The sequence below is a fragment of the Bacillus sp. SRB_8 genome (assembly GCF_003264205.1).
GTDB lineage: Bacteria > Bacillota > Bacilli > Bacillales > Bacillaceae_G > Bacillus_A > Bacillus_A mycoides.
In genome coordinates, this window is sequence record NZ_NADT01000035.1 from 1 (window position 1) to 20926 (window position 20926).

Annotated in this window: 24 protein-coding genes and 2 other annotated features; all 24 genes read left to right on the top strand. The window is 37.5% G+C overall.

Translation table 11 applies throughout. The features are described 5' to 3' along the window. Positions 1-231 precede the first annotated feature (231 nt). A complete protein-coding gene (ctsR, locus tag B5P40_RS25200; protein ID WP_002029353.1) occupies positions 232-693 on the top strand; it encodes a transcriptional regulator CtsR in 462 nt (153 codons plus the stop codon). 169 nt (positions 694-862) lie between these two features. After that, positions 863-1411, top strand: coding sequence for a protein-arginine kinase activator protein McsA (gene mcsA / locus B5P40_RS25205; protein WP_002009823.1), 549 nt, complete (start codon positions 863-865; stop codon positions 1409-1411). Positions 1412-1415: 4 nt separating this feature from the next. Continuing rightward, positions 1416-2480: a protein-arginine kinase McsB gene (gene mcsB, locus B5P40_RS25210; protein ID WP_002169332.1), complete on the top strand. Its 1065-nt coding sequence runs from the start codon at positions 1416-1418 to the stop codon at positions 2478-2480. A gap of 22 nt (positions 2481-2502) precedes the next feature. After that, on the top strand, positions 2503-4938 hold the full coding sequence (gene clpC / locus B5P40_RS25215; RefSeq protein ID WP_002009819.1) for an ATP-dependent protease ATP-binding subunit ClpC: 2436 nt from the start codon (positions 2503-2505) through the stop codon (positions 4936-4938). 94 nt (positions 4939-5032) lie between these two features. Next, positions 5033-6409 (top strand): DNA repair protein RadA, encoded by a 1377-nt coding sequence (gene radA / locus B5P40_RS25220; RefSeq protein ID WP_002009817.1) that lies wholly within the window; start codon positions 5033-5035, stop codon positions 6407-6409. Between the two features lie 3 nt (positions 6410-6412). Then, a complete protein-coding gene (disA, locus tag B5P40_RS25225) occupies positions 6413-7486 on the top strand; it encodes a DNA integrity scanning diadenylate cyclase DisA (RefSeq protein ID WP_000392162.1) in 1074 nt (357 codons plus the stop codon). Between the two features lie 160 nt (positions 7487-7646). After that, on the top strand, positions 7647-8750 hold the full coding sequence (locus B5P40_RS25230; protein ID WP_002063406.1) for a PIN/TRAM domain-containing protein: 1104 nt from the start codon (positions 7647-7649) through the stop codon (positions 8748-8750). A 16-nt stretch (positions 8751-8766) separates the two neighbouring features. After that, a complete protein-coding gene (gene ispD / locus B5P40_RS25235) occupies positions 8767-9447 on the top strand; it encodes a 2-C-methyl-D-erythritol 4-phosphate cytidylyltransferase (protein WP_002167153.1) in 681 nt (226 codons plus the stop codon). 113 nt (positions 9448-9560) lie between these two features. After that, positions 9561-10037 (top strand): 2-C-methyl-D-erythritol 2,4-cyclodiphosphate synthase, encoded by a 477-nt coding sequence (ispF, locus tag B5P40_RS25240; RefSeq protein WP_113710116.1) that lies wholly within the window; start codon positions 9561-9563, stop codon positions 10035-10037. Positions 10038-10126: 89 nt separating this feature from the next. Then, positions 10127-11584 (top strand): glutamate--tRNA ligase, encoded by a 1458-nt coding sequence (gltX, locus tag B5P40_RS25245; protein WP_002191704.1) that lies wholly within the window; start codon positions 10127-10129, stop codon positions 11582-11584. Positions 11585-11631: 47 nt separating this feature from the next. Continuing rightward, positions 11632-11877 (top strand) — a binding site (T-box leader). Between the two features lie 137 nt (positions 11878-12014). Further along, positions 12015-12680 carry a serine O-acetyltransferase gene (gene cysE / locus B5P40_RS25250; RefSeq protein ID WP_002091498.1) on the top strand — a complete coding sequence of 222 codons (666 nt, stop codon included), beginning with the start codon at positions 12015-12017 and terminating at the stop codon, positions 12678-12680. After that, entirely contained in the window at positions 12661-14058 is a 1398-nt protein-coding gene (gene cysS, locus B5P40_RS25255) for a cysteine--tRNA ligase (protein WP_113710117.1), read from the top strand. Before cysE ends, cysS begins: the two co-directional genes overlap by 20 nt. Positions 14059-14060: 2 nt before the next feature. Further along, positions 14061-14468, top strand: coding sequence for a Mini-ribonuclease 3 (locus tag B5P40_RS25260; RefSeq protein ID WP_002009804.1), 408 nt, complete (start codon positions 14061-14063; stop codon positions 14466-14468). Continuing rightward, positions 14465-15208, top strand: a complete 744-nt coding sequence (rlmB, locus tag B5P40_RS25265) for a 23S rRNA (guanosine(2251)-2'-O)-methyltransferase RlmB (RefSeq protein WP_002091503.1) — start codon at positions 14465-14467, stop codon at positions 15206-15208. The genes B5P40_RS25260 and rlmB overlap by 4 nt, the downstream gene beginning before the upstream one ends. 3 nt (positions 15209-15211) lie before the next feature. Next, positions 15212-15724 carry an NYN domain-containing protein gene (locus tag B5P40_RS25270; RefSeq protein ID WP_002009801.1) on the top strand — a complete coding sequence of 171 codons (513 nt, stop codon included), beginning with the start codon at positions 15212-15214 and terminating at the stop codon, positions 15722-15724. Positions 15725-15791: 67 nt separating this feature from the next. Beyond that, positions 15792-16451, top strand: a complete 660-nt coding sequence (locus tag B5P40_RS25275; RefSeq protein ID WP_002009799.1) for an RNA polymerase factor sigma-70 — start codon at positions 15792-15794, stop codon at positions 16449-16451. Positions 16452-16579: 128 nt separating this feature from the next. Then, positions 16580-16726 (top strand): 50S ribosomal protein L33, encoded by a 147-nt coding sequence (gene rpmG / locus B5P40_RS25280; RefSeq protein ID WP_012260172.1) that lies wholly within the window; start codon positions 16580-16582, stop codon positions 16724-16726. Positions 16727-16758: 32 nt separating this feature from the next. After that, positions 16759-16938: a preprotein translocase subunit SecE gene (gene secE / locus B5P40_RS25285; protein WP_002009797.1), complete on the top strand. Its 180-nt coding sequence runs from the start codon at positions 16759-16761 to the stop codon at positions 16936-16938. Between the two features lie 131 nt (positions 16939-17069). Then, positions 17070-17603 carry a transcription termination/antitermination protein NusG gene (gene nusG / locus B5P40_RS25290; RefSeq protein WP_002009795.1) on the top strand — a complete coding sequence of 178 codons (534 nt, stop codon included), beginning with the start codon at positions 17070-17072 and terminating at the stop codon, positions 17601-17603. A 168-nt stretch (positions 17604-17771) separates the two neighbouring features. After that, entirely contained in the window at positions 17772-18197 is a 426-nt protein-coding gene (rplK, locus tag B5P40_RS25295) for a 50S ribosomal protein L11 (RefSeq protein WP_001085872.1), read from the top strand. Between the two features lie 180 nt (positions 18198-18377). Then, complete coding sequence (gene rplA / locus B5P40_RS25300) at positions 18378-19070, top strand: 50S ribosomal protein L1 (protein ID WP_002009792.1); 693 nt, start codon at positions 18378-18380, stop codon at positions 19068-19070. 49 nt (positions 19071-19119) lie between these two features. Further along, positions 19120-19265: a sequence feature (ribosomal protein L10 leader region), on the top strand. A gap of 39 nt (positions 19266-19304) precedes the next feature. Then, positions 19305-19805: a 50S ribosomal protein L10 gene (gene rplJ / locus B5P40_RS25305; protein WP_002009790.1), complete on the top strand. Its 501-nt coding sequence runs from the start codon at positions 19305-19307 to the stop codon at positions 19803-19805. A gap of 67 nt (positions 19806-19872) precedes the next feature. After that, positions 19873-20232 carry a 50S ribosomal protein L7/L12 gene (rplL, locus tag B5P40_RS25310; protein ID WP_002009788.1) on the top strand — a complete coding sequence of 120 codons (360 nt, stop codon included), beginning with the start codon at positions 19873-19875 and terminating at the stop codon, positions 20230-20232. A gap of 76 nt (positions 20233-20308) precedes the next feature. Beyond that, entirely contained in the window at positions 20309-20908 is a 600-nt protein-coding gene (locus B5P40_RS25315) for a class I SAM-dependent methyltransferase (RefSeq protein WP_002124684.1), read from the top strand. Positions 20909-20926: the final 18 nt, after the last annotated feature.

Here is a 20926-nt window from a genome sequence, read left to right on the forward strand (position 1 = left end):
AGTAGGACGTCGCCAAGCAAAATAAAAACACAAGTCTTTTGACTTGTGTTTTTTCGTGTTTCTTTTTACAATTCATAGTAATTTAAAAAATCTTTACTTAAAGAATCGTCCTTTTGATTAAAGACAGGGAAATGTGGCTAGGATAGTGAATAAGCAAAAGAGTTGCAAATTTTTTTAATACGTATATAATTAAAGTCAAAGATAGTCAAAGTCAATAAAGGTGGCGGATAAATGAGAAATATATCTGATATCATTGAGAAATATCTAAAGCAAGTTATTGACTTAAGCAATAATAATGCGATTGAAATCAAGAGGAATGAGGTCGCTGATCGATTCGATTGTGTGCCGTCTCAAATCAACTATGTAATCAATACCCGTTTTACGTTAGAAAGAGGATTTGTAGTAGAAAGTAAACGAGGTGGAGGAGGTTACATTCGCATTATAAAAGTCAAACTGCATGATGATATAGACATTATTGATCAAATGCTTCATATGATTGATCATAGCGTTGCACAAGGAAATGCTGAAAGTATGATTATACGTTTAATAGAAGAAGGAATTATAACAAATCGTGAAGCTAAACTTATGTTAAGCGTACTAGATCGTTCTGTATTATTAATGGATGTTCCTTCTCGAGATGAACTTAGGGCTCGAATATTATGCGCAATGTTAAGAACACTGAAATATAAATAAATATAACTTTTGTTAAGAATGATAGCTAAGATAATGCAGTTTAATATTGTAGGGATTTTGAAAGATGACATGTGCTTTTACTAAATGGATTAAGGAAAGAGAACAATCTAGTAATGTATGAAAAGTATCATGAGATAGATCGTTCCTGTTGTAAAGGTGGGGGATAGCGATGACTTGTCAAAACTGTAATATAAGACCAGCAACTTTACATTATACAAAAGTAATCAACGGAAAAAAGGCGGAAGTTCATCTTTGCGAGCAATGTGCAGAACAAAGTGGCTATACGTCTTTCTTTCAATCACCGCAGTCTAATTTTTCATTCCATGACCTATTAGCCGGATTATTGCATAGTGAACCGGCAATGTTTGAAGAAGGGCAAGATGCATTTTCAAATACAAATATATCAAGATGTCCGAATTGTAAGATGACATATGAACAATTTACAAAAGTGGGACGCTTTGGATGTGCTTCTTGTTACGATACATTTAAGGGGCATTTAAAACCGTTGTTAAAACGTCTTCACGGTGGGCATACGGATCATTGTGGAAAAATTCCTGAACGTATAGAAGGAAATATCTACTTAAAGAAAGAATTAGATGAACTAAAACTCAATCTGAAACAATATGTACAGAAAGAGGAATTTGAGAAAGCGGCTGAAGTACGAGATAAAATTCGAGGTCTTGTAAATCAGCTTAGTGAGCATAGAGAGGGGGAATAGTTCTATGTCACTGGACAGAATCATGAATGAAGCGATTAGTCCATGGATGAAGGGAGATGGCCCTGATTCTGATATTGTTTTAAGTAGTCGAATTCGTTTGGCTCGTAATTTTAAAAAATATCAATTCTCTACTATGCAAAACGAGGAAGAAGCTAAGCAGATTCATGAGTTATTTAAGAAGAAGTTTATAAAAAAACCTGTAGAACCTTTTGGGGAGTTTGAACTATTAAAAATGAATGAATTAAATCCTCTTCAAAGGAGAGTTTTAGTTGAGAAGCATTTAATTAGTCCAAATCTTGCAGGAACAGAATACGGAGCATGCCTACTATCAGAAAGTGAACATATAAGTATCATGCTTAATGAAGAGGATCATGTTAGGATTCAGTGCCTATTTTCAGGTTTACAGTTATCAGAGGCGCTTCAAAGTGCCAATCAAATAGATAATTGGATCGAGGAGCAGGTTGAATATGCTTTTGATGAATCGCTTGGATATATTACGAGTTGCCCCACTAACGTCGGTACAGGATTAAGGGCTTCGGTAATGATTCATTTGCCGGGACTGGTTTTAACGAAAAGAATTAACCGTATTATACAAGTAATTCAAAAATTAGGGTTAGTAGTAAGAGGAATATACGGTGAAGGTAGCGAAGCGTTAGGTAATATATTTCAAGTGTCAAATCAAATGACACTAGGGAAATCAGAAGAAGATATTATTGCAGATTTAAAGAGTGTCATTCAACAAATCATCCATCAAGAAAAAACGGCTAGAGAATTAATTGTACAAAATTCAAGCATTGAGCTTGAAGATAAAGTATATCGTTCTTACGGAATACTAGCTAACAGTCGTTTAATTCAATCTGCAGAAGCAGCCACTTGCTTATCAGATGTACGGCTTGGTATTGACTTAGGATATATACAAGGTATATCGAGAAATATTTTAACTGAGTTAATGGTTCTTACTCAGCCAGGCATTTTGCAACAATATGCAGGAGGACCTTTAGGACCAGAAGAAAGAGATTATCGAAGAGCAACCTTAATCCGTGAGCGATTACGAATTGAACAAAATTAAGCGCAAGTAGGAGGCGATTTCTATGATGTTTGGAAGATTTACAGAACGAGCACAGAAAGTATTAGCTTTATCTCAAGAGGAAGCAATTCGCATTGGGCATAATAATATTGGAACAGAACATATTTTACTTGGGCTTGTACGCGAAGGTGAAGGAATTGCAGCAAAAGCGTTAATTGCTCTTGGATTAAGTCCAGAGAAAGTTCAAAAAGAGGTAGAAGCATTAATTGGACGTGGAACAGAAGCTTCTCAAACAGTACATTACACACCTCGTGCTAAAAAAGTTATTGAGTTGTCTATGGACGAAGCTCGTAAGCTAGGCCATTCCTACGTTGGAACAGAACATATTTTACTTGGTTTAATCCGTGAAGGTGAAGGTGTAGCAGCACGCGTTTTAAATAATTTAGGTGTAAGCCTAAATAAAGCAAGACAACAAGTGTTACAACTCCTTGGAAGTAATGAAGCTAGTTCAGGTCACCAGGGTGGTTCATCAACAAATGCGAATACACCTACACTTGACAGTCTAGCACGTGATTTAACAGTTGTTGCACGTGAAAATCGTTTAGATCCTGTTATTGGACGTAGTAAAGAAATTCAACGTGTAATTGAAGTGTTAAGCCGTAGAACAAAAAACAATCCAGTATTAATTGGAGAACCTGGTGTAGGTAAGACAGCAATTGCGGAAGGATTAGCACAGCAAATTGTAAATAATGAAGTTCCTGAAACTTTAAGAGATAAGCGTGTTATGACATTAGATATGGGTACAGTTGTTGCTGGAACAAAATATCGTGGTGAATTTGAGGATCGTTTAAAGAAAGTGATGGATGAGATTCGCCAAGCTGGTAACATCATTCTATTTATTGATGAGCTTCATACGTTAATTGGTGCAGGAGGGGCGGAAGGTGCAATTGATGCATCGAATATTTTAAAACCATCTTTAGCACGTGGTGAATTACAATGTATTGGTGCAACAACTTTAGACGAATATCGTAAATATATTGAAAAGGATGCGGCATTAGAAAGACGTTTCCAACCAATTCATGTTGATGAACCAAACTTAGAAGAATCAGTTCAAATTTTAAAAGGTTTACGTGATCGTTATGAGGCGCATCACCGCGTATCTATTACAGATGATGCAATCGATGCGGCTGTAAAACTTTCAGATCGTTACATTACAGACCGTTTTTTACCTGATAAAGCAATCGATTTAATTGATGAGGCTGCATCAAAAGTGCGCTTACGTTCTTATACAACACCGCCAAACTTAAAAGAGCTTGAAGTGAAGCTTGAGGAAATTAGAAAAGAAAAAGATGCAGCTGTACAAAGCCAAGAATTTGAAAAAGCTGCTTCCTTACGTGATATGGAACAACGTTTACGTGAAAAGTTAGAAGATACAAAGCGTCAGTGGAAAGAGAAACAAGGACAAGAAAACTCAGAAGTAACAGTAGAAGATATTGCAAATGTCGTTTCCACATGGACACGTATTCCAGTTTCTAAACTTGCACAAACAGAGACAGATAAATTATTAAACTTGGAATCAATTTTACATGATCGTTTAATTGGGCAGGATGAAGCAGTTGTAGCTGTGGCAAAAGCTGTTCGTCGTGCGAGAGCGGGATTAAAAGATCCGAAACGTCCAATTGGCTCATTTATTTTCCTAGGACCTACTGGTGTAGGTAAAACAGAACTAGCAAGGGCATTAGCAGAATCTATGTTCGGTGATGAGGATGCAATGATCCGCATCGATATGTCTGAGTACATGGAAAAGCATTCTACTTCTCGTTTAGTTGGATCTCCTCCAGGATATGTTGGATATGAAGAAGGTGGACAATTAACAGAGAAAGTTCGTCGTAAGCCATATTCAGTTGTCTTATTAGATGAAGTAGAGAAAGCTCATCCTGATGTGTTTAATATTTTACTACAAGTATTAGAAGATGGCCGTTTAACAGATTCTAAAGGACGTACAGTTGATTTCCGTAATACAATTGTTATTATGACGTCTAATGTTGGTGCAGACGCATTAAAACGTAATAAACATCTTGGATTTAACGTACAAGATGAGAGCCGCGATTATTCAGATATGAAAGGTAAAGTAATGGATGAATTGAAAAAAGCATTTCGTCCAGAATTCTTAAACCGTATTGATGAAATTATCGTGTTCCATATGCTTGAGAAAAAACATATTCAAGAAATTGTAACTCTTATGGTGAATCAGTTAGTGAAACGCTTAAAAGAACAAGAGATTGAATTGCACTTAACAGAAGGAGCAATTTCAGCAATTGCTGATAAAGGATTTGATCGAGAGTACGGTGCTCGTCCGCTTCGTAGAGCAATTCAAAAACATGTAGAAGATAGACTATCAGAAGAACTGTTAAAAGGTGCTATTGAGAAAGGACAAAAAGTTATCTTTGATATAGAAGGAGAATCATTTGTCATTCATAGTGCGGAAAAGGTAAAATAAGTATAGACAAACAAAGAGGGCTACGCGATAGCCCTCTTTCTTGTACGAGAAGGATAAACGTTTGTAGATGAAAGTGAAGTGAACTATAAAAGATATGGCTAAAAAGAAAACAAAATTTACATGTCAAGAATGTGGTTATCAGTCGCCAAAATATATGGGGAAATGTCCTGGATGTGGTCAATGGAATACGCTTGTTGAAGAGATGGAACCAGTTGTATCATCAAGACGCCTTAATTATGCCAATGCAATTCAATCAGAAGTAACAAAACCAAGACGCTTAACAGAGGTAGAAACAAAGTCTGAGGCGCGTATTGAAACGAAATTTCAAGAGTTTAACCGTGTACTTGGTGGCGGGATTGTAGATGGATCTTTAGTACTTATTGGTGGAGACCCTGGGATTGGGAAATCAACATTGTTATTACAAATTTCATCGCAATTAGCAGATTCTTCATATGATGTACTATACATATCAGGTGAGGAGTCAGCAAAGCAGATCAAACTGCGTGCAGATCGTTTGCATGTAAAGGGTAGTAATCTATTTGTTGTAGCAGAGACTGATTTACAGAGAATTGCAGCGCACATTGAAGAGATGAATCCAGCTTTTGTTGTTATTGACTCCATTCAGACGATACATTTACCTGAAGTGACGTCAGCCCCAGGGAGTGTAACGCAAGTACGTGAATGTACAGCGGAATTAATGAAACTTGCAAAGACGAAAGGGATTCCTATTTTTATCGTCGGACATGTGACAAAAGAAGGGGCAATTGCAGGACCACGTATGCTAGAACATATGGTTGATGCAGTTCTTTATTTTGAAGGAGATCGTCACCATACATATCGTATTTTGCGAGCTGTGAAGAACCGTTTTGGTTCCACAAATGAAATGGGTATCTTTGAAATGAAGGAACTAGGTCTTGCAGAAGTACTAAATCCTTCTGAAATTTTCCTTGAGGAACGTCCAGTTGGAGTTGCAGGATCCACAGTGGTTGCTTCAATGGAAGGAACAAGACCGGTTTTAGTAGAAATACAAGCATTAATCTCCCCTACTAGTTTTGGAAATCCTCGAAGAATGGCGACGGGAATTGATCATAACCGCGTTTCACTTATTATGGCAGTGCTAGAAAAAAGAACAGGTTTATTGTTGCAAAATCAAGACGCATATTTAAAAGTTGCGGGTGGCTTGAAATTAGATGAACCAGCAATCGATTTAGCTGTCGCCTTAAGTATTGCTTCAAGTTTCAGAGATAAAGCTACTGCACCAGCCGATGCGGTAATAGGAGAAGTAGGCCTAACTGGAGAAATAAGAAGAGTATCAAGAATTGAACAACGTGTACAAGAAGCAGCGAAATTAGGATTTCAACGTGCTATTATTCCTAGAAAAAATTTGGGAGGATGGACAATTCCAGATGGGATTGAGGTAGTAGGTGTTTCTAATTTAGGAGAAGCGCTTCGTTTGACATTAGGAGGCTAGGCTATGGAGGAAAACAAGCAACGTGTCAAAAGTATGATTAATATTCTACAGCTTGTTGCCCCAGGAACACCACTACGCGAAGGGATAGATAACGTACTTCGTGCGCAAACTGGAGGGCTAATTGTTCTTGGGTATAATGAGCAGATTAAAAGTATTGTTGATGGAGGATTTCACATTAATTGTGCATTCTCACCGGCTAGTTTATATGAATTAGCAAAAATGGATGGGGCACTTATTTTAAATGAAACTGGGAGCAAAATTTTAATTGCAAATGCACAATTAGTTCCAGATCCATCCATTGATTCTATTGAAACAGGTATGCGTCACCGAACGGCAGAGCGTGTAGCAAAGCAGACGGCTAGCCTTGTTGTGGCTATTTCACAAAGACGTAACGTAATTACACTATATCAAGGGAACTTACGTTATACACTAAAAGATATAGGGGTAATTTTAACAAAGGCAAACCAAGCTATTCAAACGTTAGAAAAATATAAAGCTGTATGGAATGATGGGATTACGAATTTGGGCATTCTAGAATTTGAAGAGGTCGTTACAATGTCCGAGGTAGTCCACGTTTTACATAGTGTTGAAATGGTACTGCGTATTAAAAATGAAATAGTGAGCTACATTCATGAGTTAGGAACGGAAGGAAGGTTAATTCGTTTACAACTTACAGAATTACTAGCCGACTTAGAAGCAGAGGCAGCGTTATTAATTAAGGATTATTATCAAGAAAAAACGCAGGATCACCATCAAATTTTGAAAAAGTTACAAGATCTTGCAAATACACAGCTTTTAGAGGATAGCGATTTAGTTAAATTGCTCGGCTATCCAGGGCAAATGAGCTTAGAAGAAAGCGTGACACCGAGGGGATACCGAATCGCAAGCAAAATTTCTCGTGTTCCACCACTTATCATTGAAAATTTAATTAATCGATTTAAAACATTGCAAGGTGTTTGTCGTGCAACTATTAATGAATTGGATGATGTGGAAGGAATTGGGGAAGTTAGGGCGAAGAAAATACGAGAGGGCCTAAAAAGAATTCAAGAGCATCTCTATATGAGTAGACACAATTAAGAATATTACATTGATTCCATAATATAACGACACTAGAACATTTTTGTTATATGATATGGTATATTGGTAAATAAAACTATTTACAAAAAAACACGTCCGCTTTTGCATTCGGCGTTTTGATTAGCAAAACAATGGTTAATAATGAGTAGGAGGTGGTTGGATGTTAAAAAGGATCGTACAGCTCTTCTTTTTAGTGATCGGGGGAGCGTTAGGGATTTTTCTAATCCCAAAAGTTATTAATGTATTGGACGTTGGTGCTGTTCCTTTGCTTGAGGGATCGTATGTTCGTGCAATTATTGGTGCAATTATTTTATTTTTAACAACATTTTGGCTTGTGGATTATATTGTTCAACTTATTAAACATATCGAAGAAGCCCTTGTAAAGGCACCGGTAGCGGATGTTTTATTTGGTACATTAGGGTTGATCTCTGGTCTTATTGTTGCATATTTAATTTTGATACCAATTCGTGAATTCACGATTCCAGTCATTAGTACAGTATTACAAGTGTTCTTTACTCTTTTACTTGGTTATTTAGGATTCCAAGTAGGATTTAAAAAGAGAAATGAATTGCTAGGATTATTTACATTACCCCAGCGTGGAGGTAAGAAGAAAAACAATAGCGAGAACGAAGAGGTAGAGGTAGAAAAATCTACAACTCATTGGAAAATTCTCGATACAAGTGTAATTATTGATGGACGTATTGCGGATATTTGCCAAACGAAGTTTTTAGAAGGAACAATTGTGATTCCACAATTCGTATTAGAAGAGCTTCAGCATATTGCCGATTCTTCTGATGCTTTAAAGCGTAATCGTGGTCGCAGAGGATTAGACATTTTAAATCGTATTCAAAAAGAGCTACCAATTCCGGTGGAAATTTATGAAGGCGATTTTGAGGATATCCAAGAGGTGGATAGCAAGCTTGTAAAGTTAGCTAAAATCACTGGTGGAACTGTTGTAACAAATGATTTCAACTTAAACAAAGTTTCTGAATTACAAGGAGTAACAGTATTAAACATTAACGATTTAGCAAATGCAATTAAACCAGTCGTACTCCCTGGCGAAGAATTAAGTGTTTATGTTGTGAAAGATGGTAAAGAACAAAATCAAGGTGTGGCATATTTAGATGATGGCACGATGATTGTAGTAGAAGACGGTAGAGAATATGTCGGTTCGCAACTTAATGTACTAGTTACAAGTGTGTTGCAAACATCGGCTGGTCGTATGATTTTCGCAAAACGTAAATTATTAGAAAAAGCATTATAAGTAGAGGATTATTAATATGTATACGTTAATTATTCCAGCAGCGGGTCAAGGGAAACGGATGGGTGCTGGCAAAAACAAGTTGTTCTTACTTATAAATGGAGTACCTATCATTGTGCATACATTACGTGCTTTTGAAAAAGATAAAGCATGTAAACGTATTATCATGGCAATTAACGAAGAGGAACGCCCTTATTTTGAGGAGTTAATGCAGAAGTACCCGGTTGAAAAGCAGGTGCAATTTATTCAAGGCGGGGCCGAAAGACAAGATAGTGTGTATAATGCGCTTCAGTATGTGAGTGGTGTTGAATATGTTCTCGTACACGATGGTGCGCGCCCGTTCGTAACGAATAAGATGATGCAAGATGTATTAACTGCAGCAGAGAAATATGGTGCTTCCATTTGTGCGGTGCCAGTGAAGGATACCATTAAGAAAGTAGAACAGGGTGTTGTTGTTGAAACGGTAGAACGTTCTCAGCTTAAAGCGGTTCAAACACCGCAAGGATTTTCTGTTCTTCTTTTATTAGAAGCTCATAGAAGTGCAAAGCAAAGTTGTTTTCTTGGTACAGATGACGCAAGTCTCGTAGAACGTGTAGGGAAGAAAGTAGGCGTAGTAGAGGGGAGTTACTATAATATTAAAGTGACGACTCCAGAGGATTTACTAATTGCTGAAAGTTTCCTTCATGTTCAGAAGAAATAGAAGTGATGGTATTATAGTAAAGAAAAGCTCGGCAGTTGCCGGGCTTTTCTTTATAGAGATAGCAATATAATATAGAATTCATAAAGTAGTTTAGATTGAGGAGGATGTAAAGAATGTTTCGAATTGGACAAGGTTTTGATGTACATGAATTTGCGGAAGGTAGACCGTTAATTATCGGTGGAATTACAATTCCTCATGAAAAAGGATTAATCGGTCACTCGGATGCAGATGTATTGTTACATACGATTGCTGACGCATGTCTAGGAGCAATTGCAGCAGGAGATATTGGAAAACATTTTCCCGATACAGATCCTGCCTTTAAAGATGCGGATTCAGCCGTATTGTTAAAAAAGGTTTGGGAATTTGTGCGTGAACAAGGTTATGAGCTAGGGAACCTAGATTGTACAATTATTGCCCAAAAGCCAAAAATGGCACCGCATATTGAAAGCATGCGTAAACGCATTAGTGAACTATTAGAAACGTCTATTGATAATATTAATGTAAAGGCAACAACAACAGAAAAATTAGGATTTACAGGTAGAGAAGAAGGGATTGCTTCTCAAGCGGTTGTTTTATTACAGAAAAAATAGTGGTTTTTAATTCGTAAGATGGATAATCACGTTTTTTTGGTGTACAATTATAGAATGTGTTGACATTAAGATTGGAAGGTGTACCAACTATGGAAAAGCAAGTGAGAGTGCGCTATGCGCCAAGTCCAACAGGACACTTACATATCGGAAATGCGCGTACGGCATTATTTAATTATTTATTTGCTCGTCATCAAGATGGTAAGTTTATTATTCGTATTGAAGATACTGATGTGAAACGTAATGTTGCTGGTGGAGAAGAAAGCCAATTAAAATACTTGAAATGGCTCGGTATGGACTGGGATGAAGGTGTTGATGTTGGTGGTGAATTTGGACCATATCGTCAAACAGAGCGTTTAGATATTTATAAAAAATTATATAAAGATTTATTAGAGCGTGATTTAGCTTACAAATGTTATATGACAGAAGAAGAGCTAGAAGCAGAGCGTGAAGGTCAAATCGCTCGTGGTGAAACACCGCGTTATGCAGGAAACCACCGTGATTTAACTGAGGAGCAAATTAAAGGATTTGAGGCTGAAGGCCGTATTCCAAGTATTCGCTTCCGTGTGCCGGCTGATAGCGACTACACGTTTAAAGATCTCGTAAAAGATGAAGTTGCATTCCATTCAAATGATTTTGGTGATTTCGTTATCGTGAAAAAAGATGGAATTCCAACTTATAACTTTGCGGTAGCGGTAGATGATCACTTAATGGAGATTACACACGTACTTCGTGGTGATGATCATATTTCAAACACGCCAAAACAAATGATGATTTATGAAGCTTTCGGTTGGGATATCCCGAAGTTCGGTCATATGACTTTAATTGTAAACGAAAGCCGTAAAAAGCTAAGTAAGCGTGACGAATCTATTATTCAATTTATTGAGCAATATAAAGAGCTTGGATATCTTCCAGAAGCAATCTTTAACTTTATTGCATTACTAGGTTGGTCACCAGTAGGTGAAGAAGAAGTCTTCTCTCAAGATGAGTTTATCAAAATGTTTGATGCAGCTCGTTTATCAAAATCACCTGCATTATTTGATTCCCAAAAACTAAAATGGATGAACAACCAATATATGAAAAAACAAGATTTAGATACGGTTGTTGAACTAAGCTTACCGCATTTAGTGAAAGCGGGTCGCGTAGGTGAAAACTTAAGCGAACAAGAACAAGCGTGGGTTCGTGATGTAATTGCTTTATATCATGACCAAATGAGCTTTGGAGCTGAAATTGTAGAGCTTTCTGAAATGTTCTTTAAAGATCATGTTGATCATGAAGAAGAGGGACAAGAAGTATTGAAAGGTGAACAAGTACCTGAAGTACTTCGTGCATTTGCCGATCAATTAGAAGCTTTAGAAGTAATGGAGCCAGCGGCAGTTAAGGCGGCTATTAAAGCAGTTCAAAAAGAAACAGGGCATAAAGGTAAAAACCTATTTATGCCAATCCGTGTTGCTACTACTGGACAAACACATGGTCCAGAGCTTCCTAACGCTATTGCTCTTCTTGGAAAAGAAAAAGTTTTAAATCGTATTCAAAAAGTAATTGGTTAACATTTTCTAGGTTTAGCAATATAATAAGTATACCTAAAATCTAATAAGGAAAAGCGACGAGAAGGAGAAGTAGAAAATCAGGCTTTTTACAGAGAGAACCACCCTTAGGCTGGAAGTGGTTTATAAGCGGATTTTTGAAATGCCCCTTCGAGTCTTCTGTTGAACAGCGAAGTATTTCGCGGAACGTCTTAGGGCGCAAAGTAAACAGAAGCGGTGTAAACCGTTATCATGGATGAGTTTGAGGCTTCTTTAGCCTAAACAGAGTGGAACCGCGCTTATAAGGCGTCTCTGTCTATATGACAGAGGCGTCTTTTTTTTATACCATGTAAATGGTGTGAGTATAAGTTTTATCCCCTTGTATAAAGATTTAGGGGGAAGTGGGGAGTTAGTTCACTCGAAAAAAGCAGCCCATAAAGGGGAGGGAACATCGATGTTTAAGAGGCTTCGGGAAGATATTGAAGTCGTTTTTGAACAGGATCCAGCGGCAAGAAGTTATTTCGAAGTCATTTTAACTTACTCTGGATTACATGCAGTTTGGGCCCATCGAATTGCACATGCTTTTTATAAAAGGAATTTTTTCTTTATGGCACGTTGGATTTCGCAAGTTAGTCGTTTTTTTACTGGCATTGAGATTCATCCAGGAGCAACTATTGGTCGTCGTTTTTTCATTGATCATGGAATGGGGGTTGTAATTGGAGAAACGTGTGAAATTGGCGAAAACGTAACAATTTATCAAGGTGTCACATTAGGTGGTACAGGTAAAGAAAAAGGAAAGAGGCACCCTACAATTCAGGATAATGTATTAATTGCAACAGGTGCTAAAGTACTAGGTTCTATTACTATTGGAGAGAATTCTAAAATTGGAGCAGGATCTGTCGTGTTAAAGGAAGTTCCTGCGCATTCTACAGTTGTAGGTATACCTGGCCGAGTCGTTATTCAAAATGGAGTAAAGATTGGTCAAGAATTAAATCATTCTGATCTTCCGGATCCGATTTTTGATAAATTAAAGGTTATGGAAGTAGAACTTGATAAATTGAGAAAGCAACTTGAAGTAAAGGTAGGAAGGAAGGATAAAAATGACTATTCACATTTATAATACGTTAACGCGTCAAAAAGAAGAGTTTATGCCATTAGAAGAAAATAAGGTAAAGATGTATGTGTGCGGACCTACAGTGTATAACTACATTCACATTGGGAATGCAAGACCACCTATGGTGTTTGATACAGTACGCCGTTACTTAGAATATAAAGGATATGATGTGCAGTATGTATCTAACTTTACTGACGTGGATGATAAATTAATTAAGGCGGCAAACGAATTAGGTGAAGATGTGCCAACAATTGCAGATCGTTTTGTTGAAGCTTACTTTGAAGATGTAACGGCACTAGGTTGCAAACATGCAACGGTTCATCCACGTGTAACGGAAAATATGGATATCATTATTGAATTTATTCAAGAACTTGTGAATAAAGGGTATGCATATGAATCAGAAGGTGATGTGTACTTTAAAACGAAAGAATTCGAAGGTTACGGTAAATTATCACATCAACCGATTGCAGACTTACGTCACGGTGCACGTATTGAAGTAGGAGAAAAGAAACAAGACCCTCTTGATTTTGCTTTATGGAAAGCTGCGAAAGAAGGAGAAATCTTCTGGGAAAGCCCTTGGGGGAAAGGACGCCCAGGGTGGCATATTGAATGCTCAGCAATGGCGCGTAAATATTTAGGGGATACAATTGATATTCATGCTGGTGGTCAAGATTTAGCATTTCCTCATCATGAAAATGAAATTGCGCAGTCTGAGGCGTTGACTGGAAAAACATTTGCACGTTATTGGATGCATAACGGATATATTAATATTAATAACGAGAAGATGTCTAAGTCGCTTGGAAACTTCATTTTAGTTCACGATATCATTAAACAATATGATCCACAGTTAATCAGGTTCTTTATGCTATCGGTACATTACCGTCACCCAATTAACTTTAGCGAGGATTTATTGCAAAGTACTAATAATGGACTAGAAAGAATTAAAACAGCTTACGGTAACTTAAAGCATCGTATGGAAAGTAGTACGGATTTAACGGACCATAATGAAAAATGGTTAGCTGAAATGGAAAAGTTCCAGGTTGTATTCGAAGAAGCGATGGATGATGATTTCAATACGGCTAATGCGATTACTGAATTATATAACGTAGCAAATCACGCAAATCAATATTTGTTAGAAGAACATACTTCTAAAGTTGTAATTGAAGCGTATGTAAAACAACTTGAAACATTATTTAGTATTTTAGGATTAGAATTAGCACAAGAAGAGTTGCTTGATGAAGAAATTGAAGCACTAATCCAAAAGCGTATTGAAGCTCGTCAAAATCGTGACTTCGCACTATCTGATCAAATTCGCGATGATTTAAAAGGACGTAATATTATTTTAGAAGATACCGCTCAAGGTACAAGATGGAAAAGAGGATAAGAATGATTGATGCAAAGCAATTAAACAGCTTAGCTTTAGCATATATGGGTGATGCGGTATATGAGCAATATATCCGCTATCACCTCCTTCAAAAGGGGACAGTTCGCCCTAATCAATTACATCGCTTAGGGACGGGCTTTGTTTCGGCAAAAGCACAGGCGAAAGTTGTTTATCATTTATTAGAAACGGCATTTTTGACAGAAGAGGAAGAGGCGGTATTAAGAAGAGGGCGTAATGCGAATTCGGGTACTGTTCCAAAAAATACAGATGTACAAACATATCGACACAGTACAGCCTTTGAAGCGCTGATCGGTTATCATCACTTGTTGAATAATCGTGAAAGATTGGACGAGATTGTATATAAGGCGATTGACGTTTTGGAAGAAAAGGAAGGGAGCACATCATCATGAGTAGTGAATATATTATCGGACGTAACCCTGTAATTGAAGCTTTAAGAGCGGGGCGAGATATTAATAAAATTTTGGTAGCGGAAGGTGCTGCCAAAGGACAAGTGCAAATTGTACTAGCATTAGCAAAAGAGAATAAGGTTATTTTGCAACACGCACCAAAGAAGAAATTAGATCAATTGGTTGAGGGTAATCATCAAGGTGTAATTGCTCAAGTAGCTGCATATCAATATGCTGAGTTAGAGGATTTGTTTAAATTAGCAGAAAAACGCAATGAAGATCCGTTCTTCTTAATTTTAGATGAAATTGAAGACCCACATAACTTAGGCTCAATTATGCGTACTGCGGATGCAACAGGGGCTCATGGGGTTATTATTCCAAAAAGAAGAGCGGTGGGGCTTACAGCGTCAGTTGCGAAAGCGTCGACTGGGGCAATTGAATATATTCCTGTTGCACGTGTAACAAATTTATCGCGTACAATTGATGAATTAAAAGAACGTGGACTTTGGATTGCTGGTACAGATGCCAAAGGGAAAACAGATTACCGTAATTTAGATGGTAATATGCCAATCGGACTAGTAATTGGTAGTGAAGGAAAAGGTATGAGTCGTATTATTGGTGAAAAGTGTGATTTCCTAATTACTTTACCGATGGTCGGTAAAGTTACATCCTTAAATGCTTCAGTAGCCGCAAGTTTGTTAATGTATGAGGTATATCGTAAACGTCACGAAATTGGTAAATAAAAAATGAACGATATTTTAATCGTTGACGGTTACAACATTATCGGGGCTTGGGGAGACTTGAAGAAACTGCGGGATGTAGATTTACAGTCATCAAGAGACGCACTTATTGATAAGATGGCGGATTATCAAGGCTATACAGGCACAAAGGTAATGATTGTCTTTGATGCCTATACAGTCTATGGTATTGAAAAAAAGATGAAACAATCACGGGTGGAAGTAATATTCACGAGAAAAAATCAAACTGCAGATGAAAAGATAGAACAACTTGCGATTGAGCTTAGAAATATAAATACACAAATATACGTTGCAACTTCGGATTATACGGAGCAATGGATTATATTTGCGCAAGGTGCACTTCGAAAATCTGCGCGTGAATTAGAGTTAGAAGTGCAAGCGATGGAACAACAAGTAAGAAGGTGTACAAAAGACACGAAAGAAAAGCAACCCGCCATGCGAAAGATATTTAGTGAAGATATTACAGAAAAATTAGAAAAATTAAGAAGAGGAGAGCGTTGAAGCATTGACGCTCTTTATCTTTTTACTGTATAATATTGCTAAATATATAGCGGTCGGAGGGATCAGGGTGGAAGCAGGCTTCGTAAGTGTAGGCGACGTTACATTTCGTGATTTAGAGGATGAGGCAATCGTTGAGTTAGTTCGAAAAGGTAATACTGACGCTCTAGAATATTTAATTCACAAATATAAGAACTTTGTTCGCGCGAAATCAAGATCTTATTTCTTAGTGGGTGCCGATCGAGAAGATATTGTTCAAGAAGGCATGATTGGATTGTTTAAAGCTATTCGTGATTATAAAGGGGACAAGCTGTCTTCGTTCAAAGCATTTGCTGAACTGTGTATCACTCGACAAATTATTACCGCTATTAAAACAGCAACAAGGCAAAAACATATTCCGTTAAATTCGTATGTGTCTTTAGATAAGCCAATTTACGATGAGGAATCTGATCGAACATTATTAGATGTTATTTCGGAATCGAAAGTAACTGATCCAGAAGAGATGATTATAAGTCAGGAAGAATATACAGACATAGAATCTAAAATATCTGAATTATTAAGCGATTTAGAAAGAAAAGTGCTCTCTTTATACTTAGATGGTCGTTCCTATCAAGAAATTTCAGAACAGTTAAACAGGCACGTGAAATCTATTGATAACGCATTGCAGCGTGTAAAAAGGAAATTAGAAAGATATATGGAGATGAGAGAGAGCACAACTTTAAATTCATAGCAAGTGCCGCAGGTGTAAAATAATTCACCTGTTTTCTTTTTGTTAAGAGAGTGAAAGTCATGACATTGACATTGTCTTTTGTTGTATGATACATTTTTAGGGACAATGTTACAAGGTTGGTGTAACTAATGAGGAAAAAAGTTGTACTCTCATGTGAAGAGTGTAAAAATCGAAACTACTCTACGATGAAAGATACGAGCTCAGTAGAGCGACTTGAGATAAAGAAGTTTTGTAAAACATGCAATAAGCATACAGTTCACAAAGAAACAAAATAAATAATTGAAATAATAAACTGGAGGTCCCGTAGATGCGTTTAACGAACTTTTTCGGCGATGTAGGTCGCGAAATGAAAAAAGTAAGTTGGCCTAAAAAAGATGAATTACTCCGATCAACAACGACTGTTATCGCGACAGTTGTGTTCTTTGCGATTTTCTTCGCAGTGGTTGATATGGGCATTTCTTCTTTAATTCGGTTAATTCTTGGTTAATTCTTGAATAAGAAGCACTTATCCATGATATAATGTTATTTATAAGAACTGTGTAAAAGCCCGGTGAACGGGTTTTTTCATTTGCGCAAAAAAATGTACGTCAGGGAGGGAAGGACGCTCGTCCTAAATGAATGGAAAAAAGTTGGTATGTTGTCCATACTTATTCTGGATATGAAAATAAAGTAAAAGCAAACCTAGAGAAACGTGTAGAATCAATGGGTATGCAAGATAAAATTTTCCGTGTTGTTGTCCCGGAAGAAGTAGAAGTAGAAATGAAAAATGGTAAAGAAAAAATAACGAAAAGAAAAGTGTTCCCAGGTTACGTATTAGTAGAACTAATCATGACTGATGATTCTTGGTATGTTGTTCGTAATACGCCAGGTGTAACAGGCTTTGTCGGTTCTTCTGGTTCAGGATCTAAACCATCGCCTCTATTAGAAGAGGAAGTTGTTACCATCATGAAGCATATGGGAATGGACAATGAAGTGGTTGATTTCGAATTTGAACTTCATGAAACAGTGCGTGTAAACGAGGGGCCATTCGCGGATTATACAGGTGCGATTGAAGAAATTGATGTGGAAAAGAAAAAAGTTAGCGTGCTTGTAGACATGTTCGGTCGCGAGACTCCGGTTGAACTTGATTTCCATCAAATTGAAAAATTATAAAATGAAACTTGAAATGAATTGTAAAAAGTGATAATATCTTTTAAGTCAGTACGTCTTCGGTAACGGAGACGTTTTTTGAAAAAGATTTTATCATTATGATAAAATATGAAGTGGGAGGGCAAATCACTGCCCAATTGACCACATCACGGACTTAAGGAGGTGTGTCTCGTGGCTAAAAAGGTAATTAAAATGGTAAAACTTCAGATTCCTGCAGGTAAAGCTAATCCAGCTCCGCCGGTTGGTCCAGCATTAGGACAAGCAGGTGTTAACATCATGGGCTTCTGTAAAGAGTTTAACGCTCGTACAGCTGATCAAGCTGGTCTTATCATCCCTGTTGAAATTACGGTATTTGAGGACCGTTCATTCACTTTCATTACTAAAACTCCTCCTGCTGCTGTTCTTCTTAAGAAAGTAGCTGGTATTGAGTCTGGTTCTGGTGAACCAAACCGTAATAAAGTGGCAACTGTTAAGCGTGATAAAGTACGCGAAATCGCTGAAACTAAAATGCCTGACCTAAACGCTGCTAGCGTAGAAGCTGCAATGCGTATGGTTGAAGGTACTGCGCGCAGTATGGGCATCGTTATCGAAGACTAATTCGATTTGTTTTTTGTAAAAAAGGTTGCGGGTCTGGAATTCCAATTCGCAACCTTTATTATCGTAAATGATCATCATTTTTAAATAAATGGATGGGCGCACATCCTCGGGGGTTCCCGGAATGAAGGCGTAAACGTGGGAGGTTATTCCGCTAAAACCACATTCAAGGAGGAAACAAACATGGCTAAAAGAGGTAAAAAGTACGTTGAAGCTGCGAAGCTTGTTGATCGTGCATCTGCTTACTCTGCAACAGAAGCAGTAGAATTAGTAAAGAAAACAAACACAGCTAAATTTGATGCAACTGTAGAAGCTGCATTCCGTTTAGGTGTTGACCCTAAGAAAGCTGACCAACAAATTCGTGGTGCAGTTGTTCTTCCACACGGTACTGGTAAAGTACAACGTGTATTAGTATTCGCTAAAGGCGAAAAAGCAAAAGAAGCTGAAGCTGCTGGCGCTGAATTCGTAGGCGATGCTGATTACATCGGTAAAATCCAAAAAGGTTGGTTTGATTTCGATGTAGTAGTAGCAACTCCTGACATGATGGGTGAAGTTGGTAAACTTGGTCGTGTATTAGGACCTAAAGGTTTAATGCCAAACCCTAAAACTGGAACAGTTACTTTCGATGTAACTAAAGCTGTTAACGAAATCAAAGCTGGTAAAGTTGAATACCGCGTTGATAAAGCTGGTAACATCCACGTTCCAATCGGTAAAGTATCTTTCGAAGATGCTAAATTAGTAGAAAACTTCAAAACAATTGCTGACACGCTACAAAAAGCTAAGCCAGCTGCTGCAAAAGGTACTTACATGAAGAACGCAACTGTTGCTTCTACAATGGGACCTGGCGTACGCGTAGACGTTTCTACACTTGCGTAAAAATTGGAAGTTGACTTCATAAAGAAGTTTTAATATAATCATTTATGTTGTGAATTTTAATAGTGTACCGTAGACAGTAGGAGTCGATTCGACTTAATTTCCTACCTAGGTGTTAATATACGAAGCGGAATCTTTTTTCTGTGACTATATGCCTCCATGTCTACAAGTTGGGCATGGAGGTTTTTAGTGCACTTTCGGTACATCTTCTATATAATCTACAGGAGGTGTAATAACATGAGCAAAGTAATCGAAACTAAACAACAAGTTGTAACTGAAATCGCTGAAAAACTTCGCGCGAGTAAATCTACAATTGTTGTTGACTACCGTGGTTTAACAGTTTCTGAAGCAACAGAATTACGTAAAAACTTACGTGAAGCTGGCGTTGAGTTCAAAGTTTACAAAAACTCTTTAACTCGTCGTGCTGCAGAGTCTGCTGAAATGGCTGAGTTAAACGAATTCTTAACAGGACCAAACGCAATCGCGTTCAGTAACGAGGATGTAGTTGCTCCTGCGAAAGTATTAAACGACTTCGCTAAAAATCATGAAGCTTTAGAAATTAAAGCGGGCGTAATCGAAGGTAAACTTGTAACACTTGATGAGGTTAAAGCTATCGCTACTCTTCCGTCACGTGAAGGCTTACTTTCTATGCTTCTTAGCGTTCTTCAAGCTCCGATCCGTAACCTTGCACTTGCTACTAAAGCAGTTGCAGATCAAAAGGAAGAGCAAGGCGCTTAATTTTTTAAAAGATAATTACTTGTTATCTATAAAACAATACAAACCTATTTAAGGGAGGATATTTACAATGACTAAAGAACAAATCATTGAAGCAGTTAAATCTATGACTGTATTAGAACTTAACGACTTAGTAAAAGCTATCGAGGAAGAATTCGGCGTAACTGCTGCTGCTCCTGTAGCTGTAGCTGGTGGCGCTGGTGAAGCTGCTGCTGAGCAAACTGAATTTGACGTAGTACTTGCAAGTGCTGGCGCTCAAAAAATCAAAGTTATCAAAGCTGTACGTGAAATCACTGGTCTTGGCTTAAAAGAAGCTAAAGAATTAGTTGACAACACTCCAAAAGCAATCAAAGAAGGCGTTACTAAAGAGGAAGCTGAAGAAATGAAAGCTAAACTTGAAGAAGTTGGCGCTGCTGTAGAAGTTAAGTAATTAACTTTTGGTGCTTTAAAAAAAGCTCGCTCTTATGCGAGCTTTTTTTTTAACTGTAAAGAAAAGAGGTGGCCATATGGCAGACCATTATTTTTCTAACGACCCTTCTAGTAAAAGTGATCGTAAACGATGGGAAGTTACACTTCGTGAATCTCGATTTACTTTTTTATCTGACCATGGGGTGTTCTCGAAAAACGAAGTGGACTTTGGTTCTCGTCTTTTAATTGAAGCGTTTCAAATGCCAGATGTTAAAGGTAATGTGTTAGACGTAGGATGTGGGTACGGTCCAATCGGTTTGTCGTTAGCGAAAGAGTTTCAAAATCGTGAAATTCACATGGTGGATGTGAATGAAAGGGCCTTGGGACTTGCAAAAGAAAATGCCGCTAATAACAGAATTGAAAATATACGTATTTTGCAAAGTAGTGTCTATGAAAATGTAGATGGCAAGTATGCTGTTATTCTATCTAATCCTCCAATTCGTGCTGGTAAAGATATCGTGCATGAGATTTTAGAAAAGGCTGTGGAGTATTTAGTTTCAGGTGGAGAATTGTGGATTGTTATTCAAAAGAAACAAGGTGCGCCATCTGCGATGAAAAAACTAGAAGAAGTATTTTCTGAAGTTGAAGTTGTAGAAAAGAAAAAAGGATATTATATCATAAAATCAAAAAAGCGTTGACGGTTATTTTTGGCTATG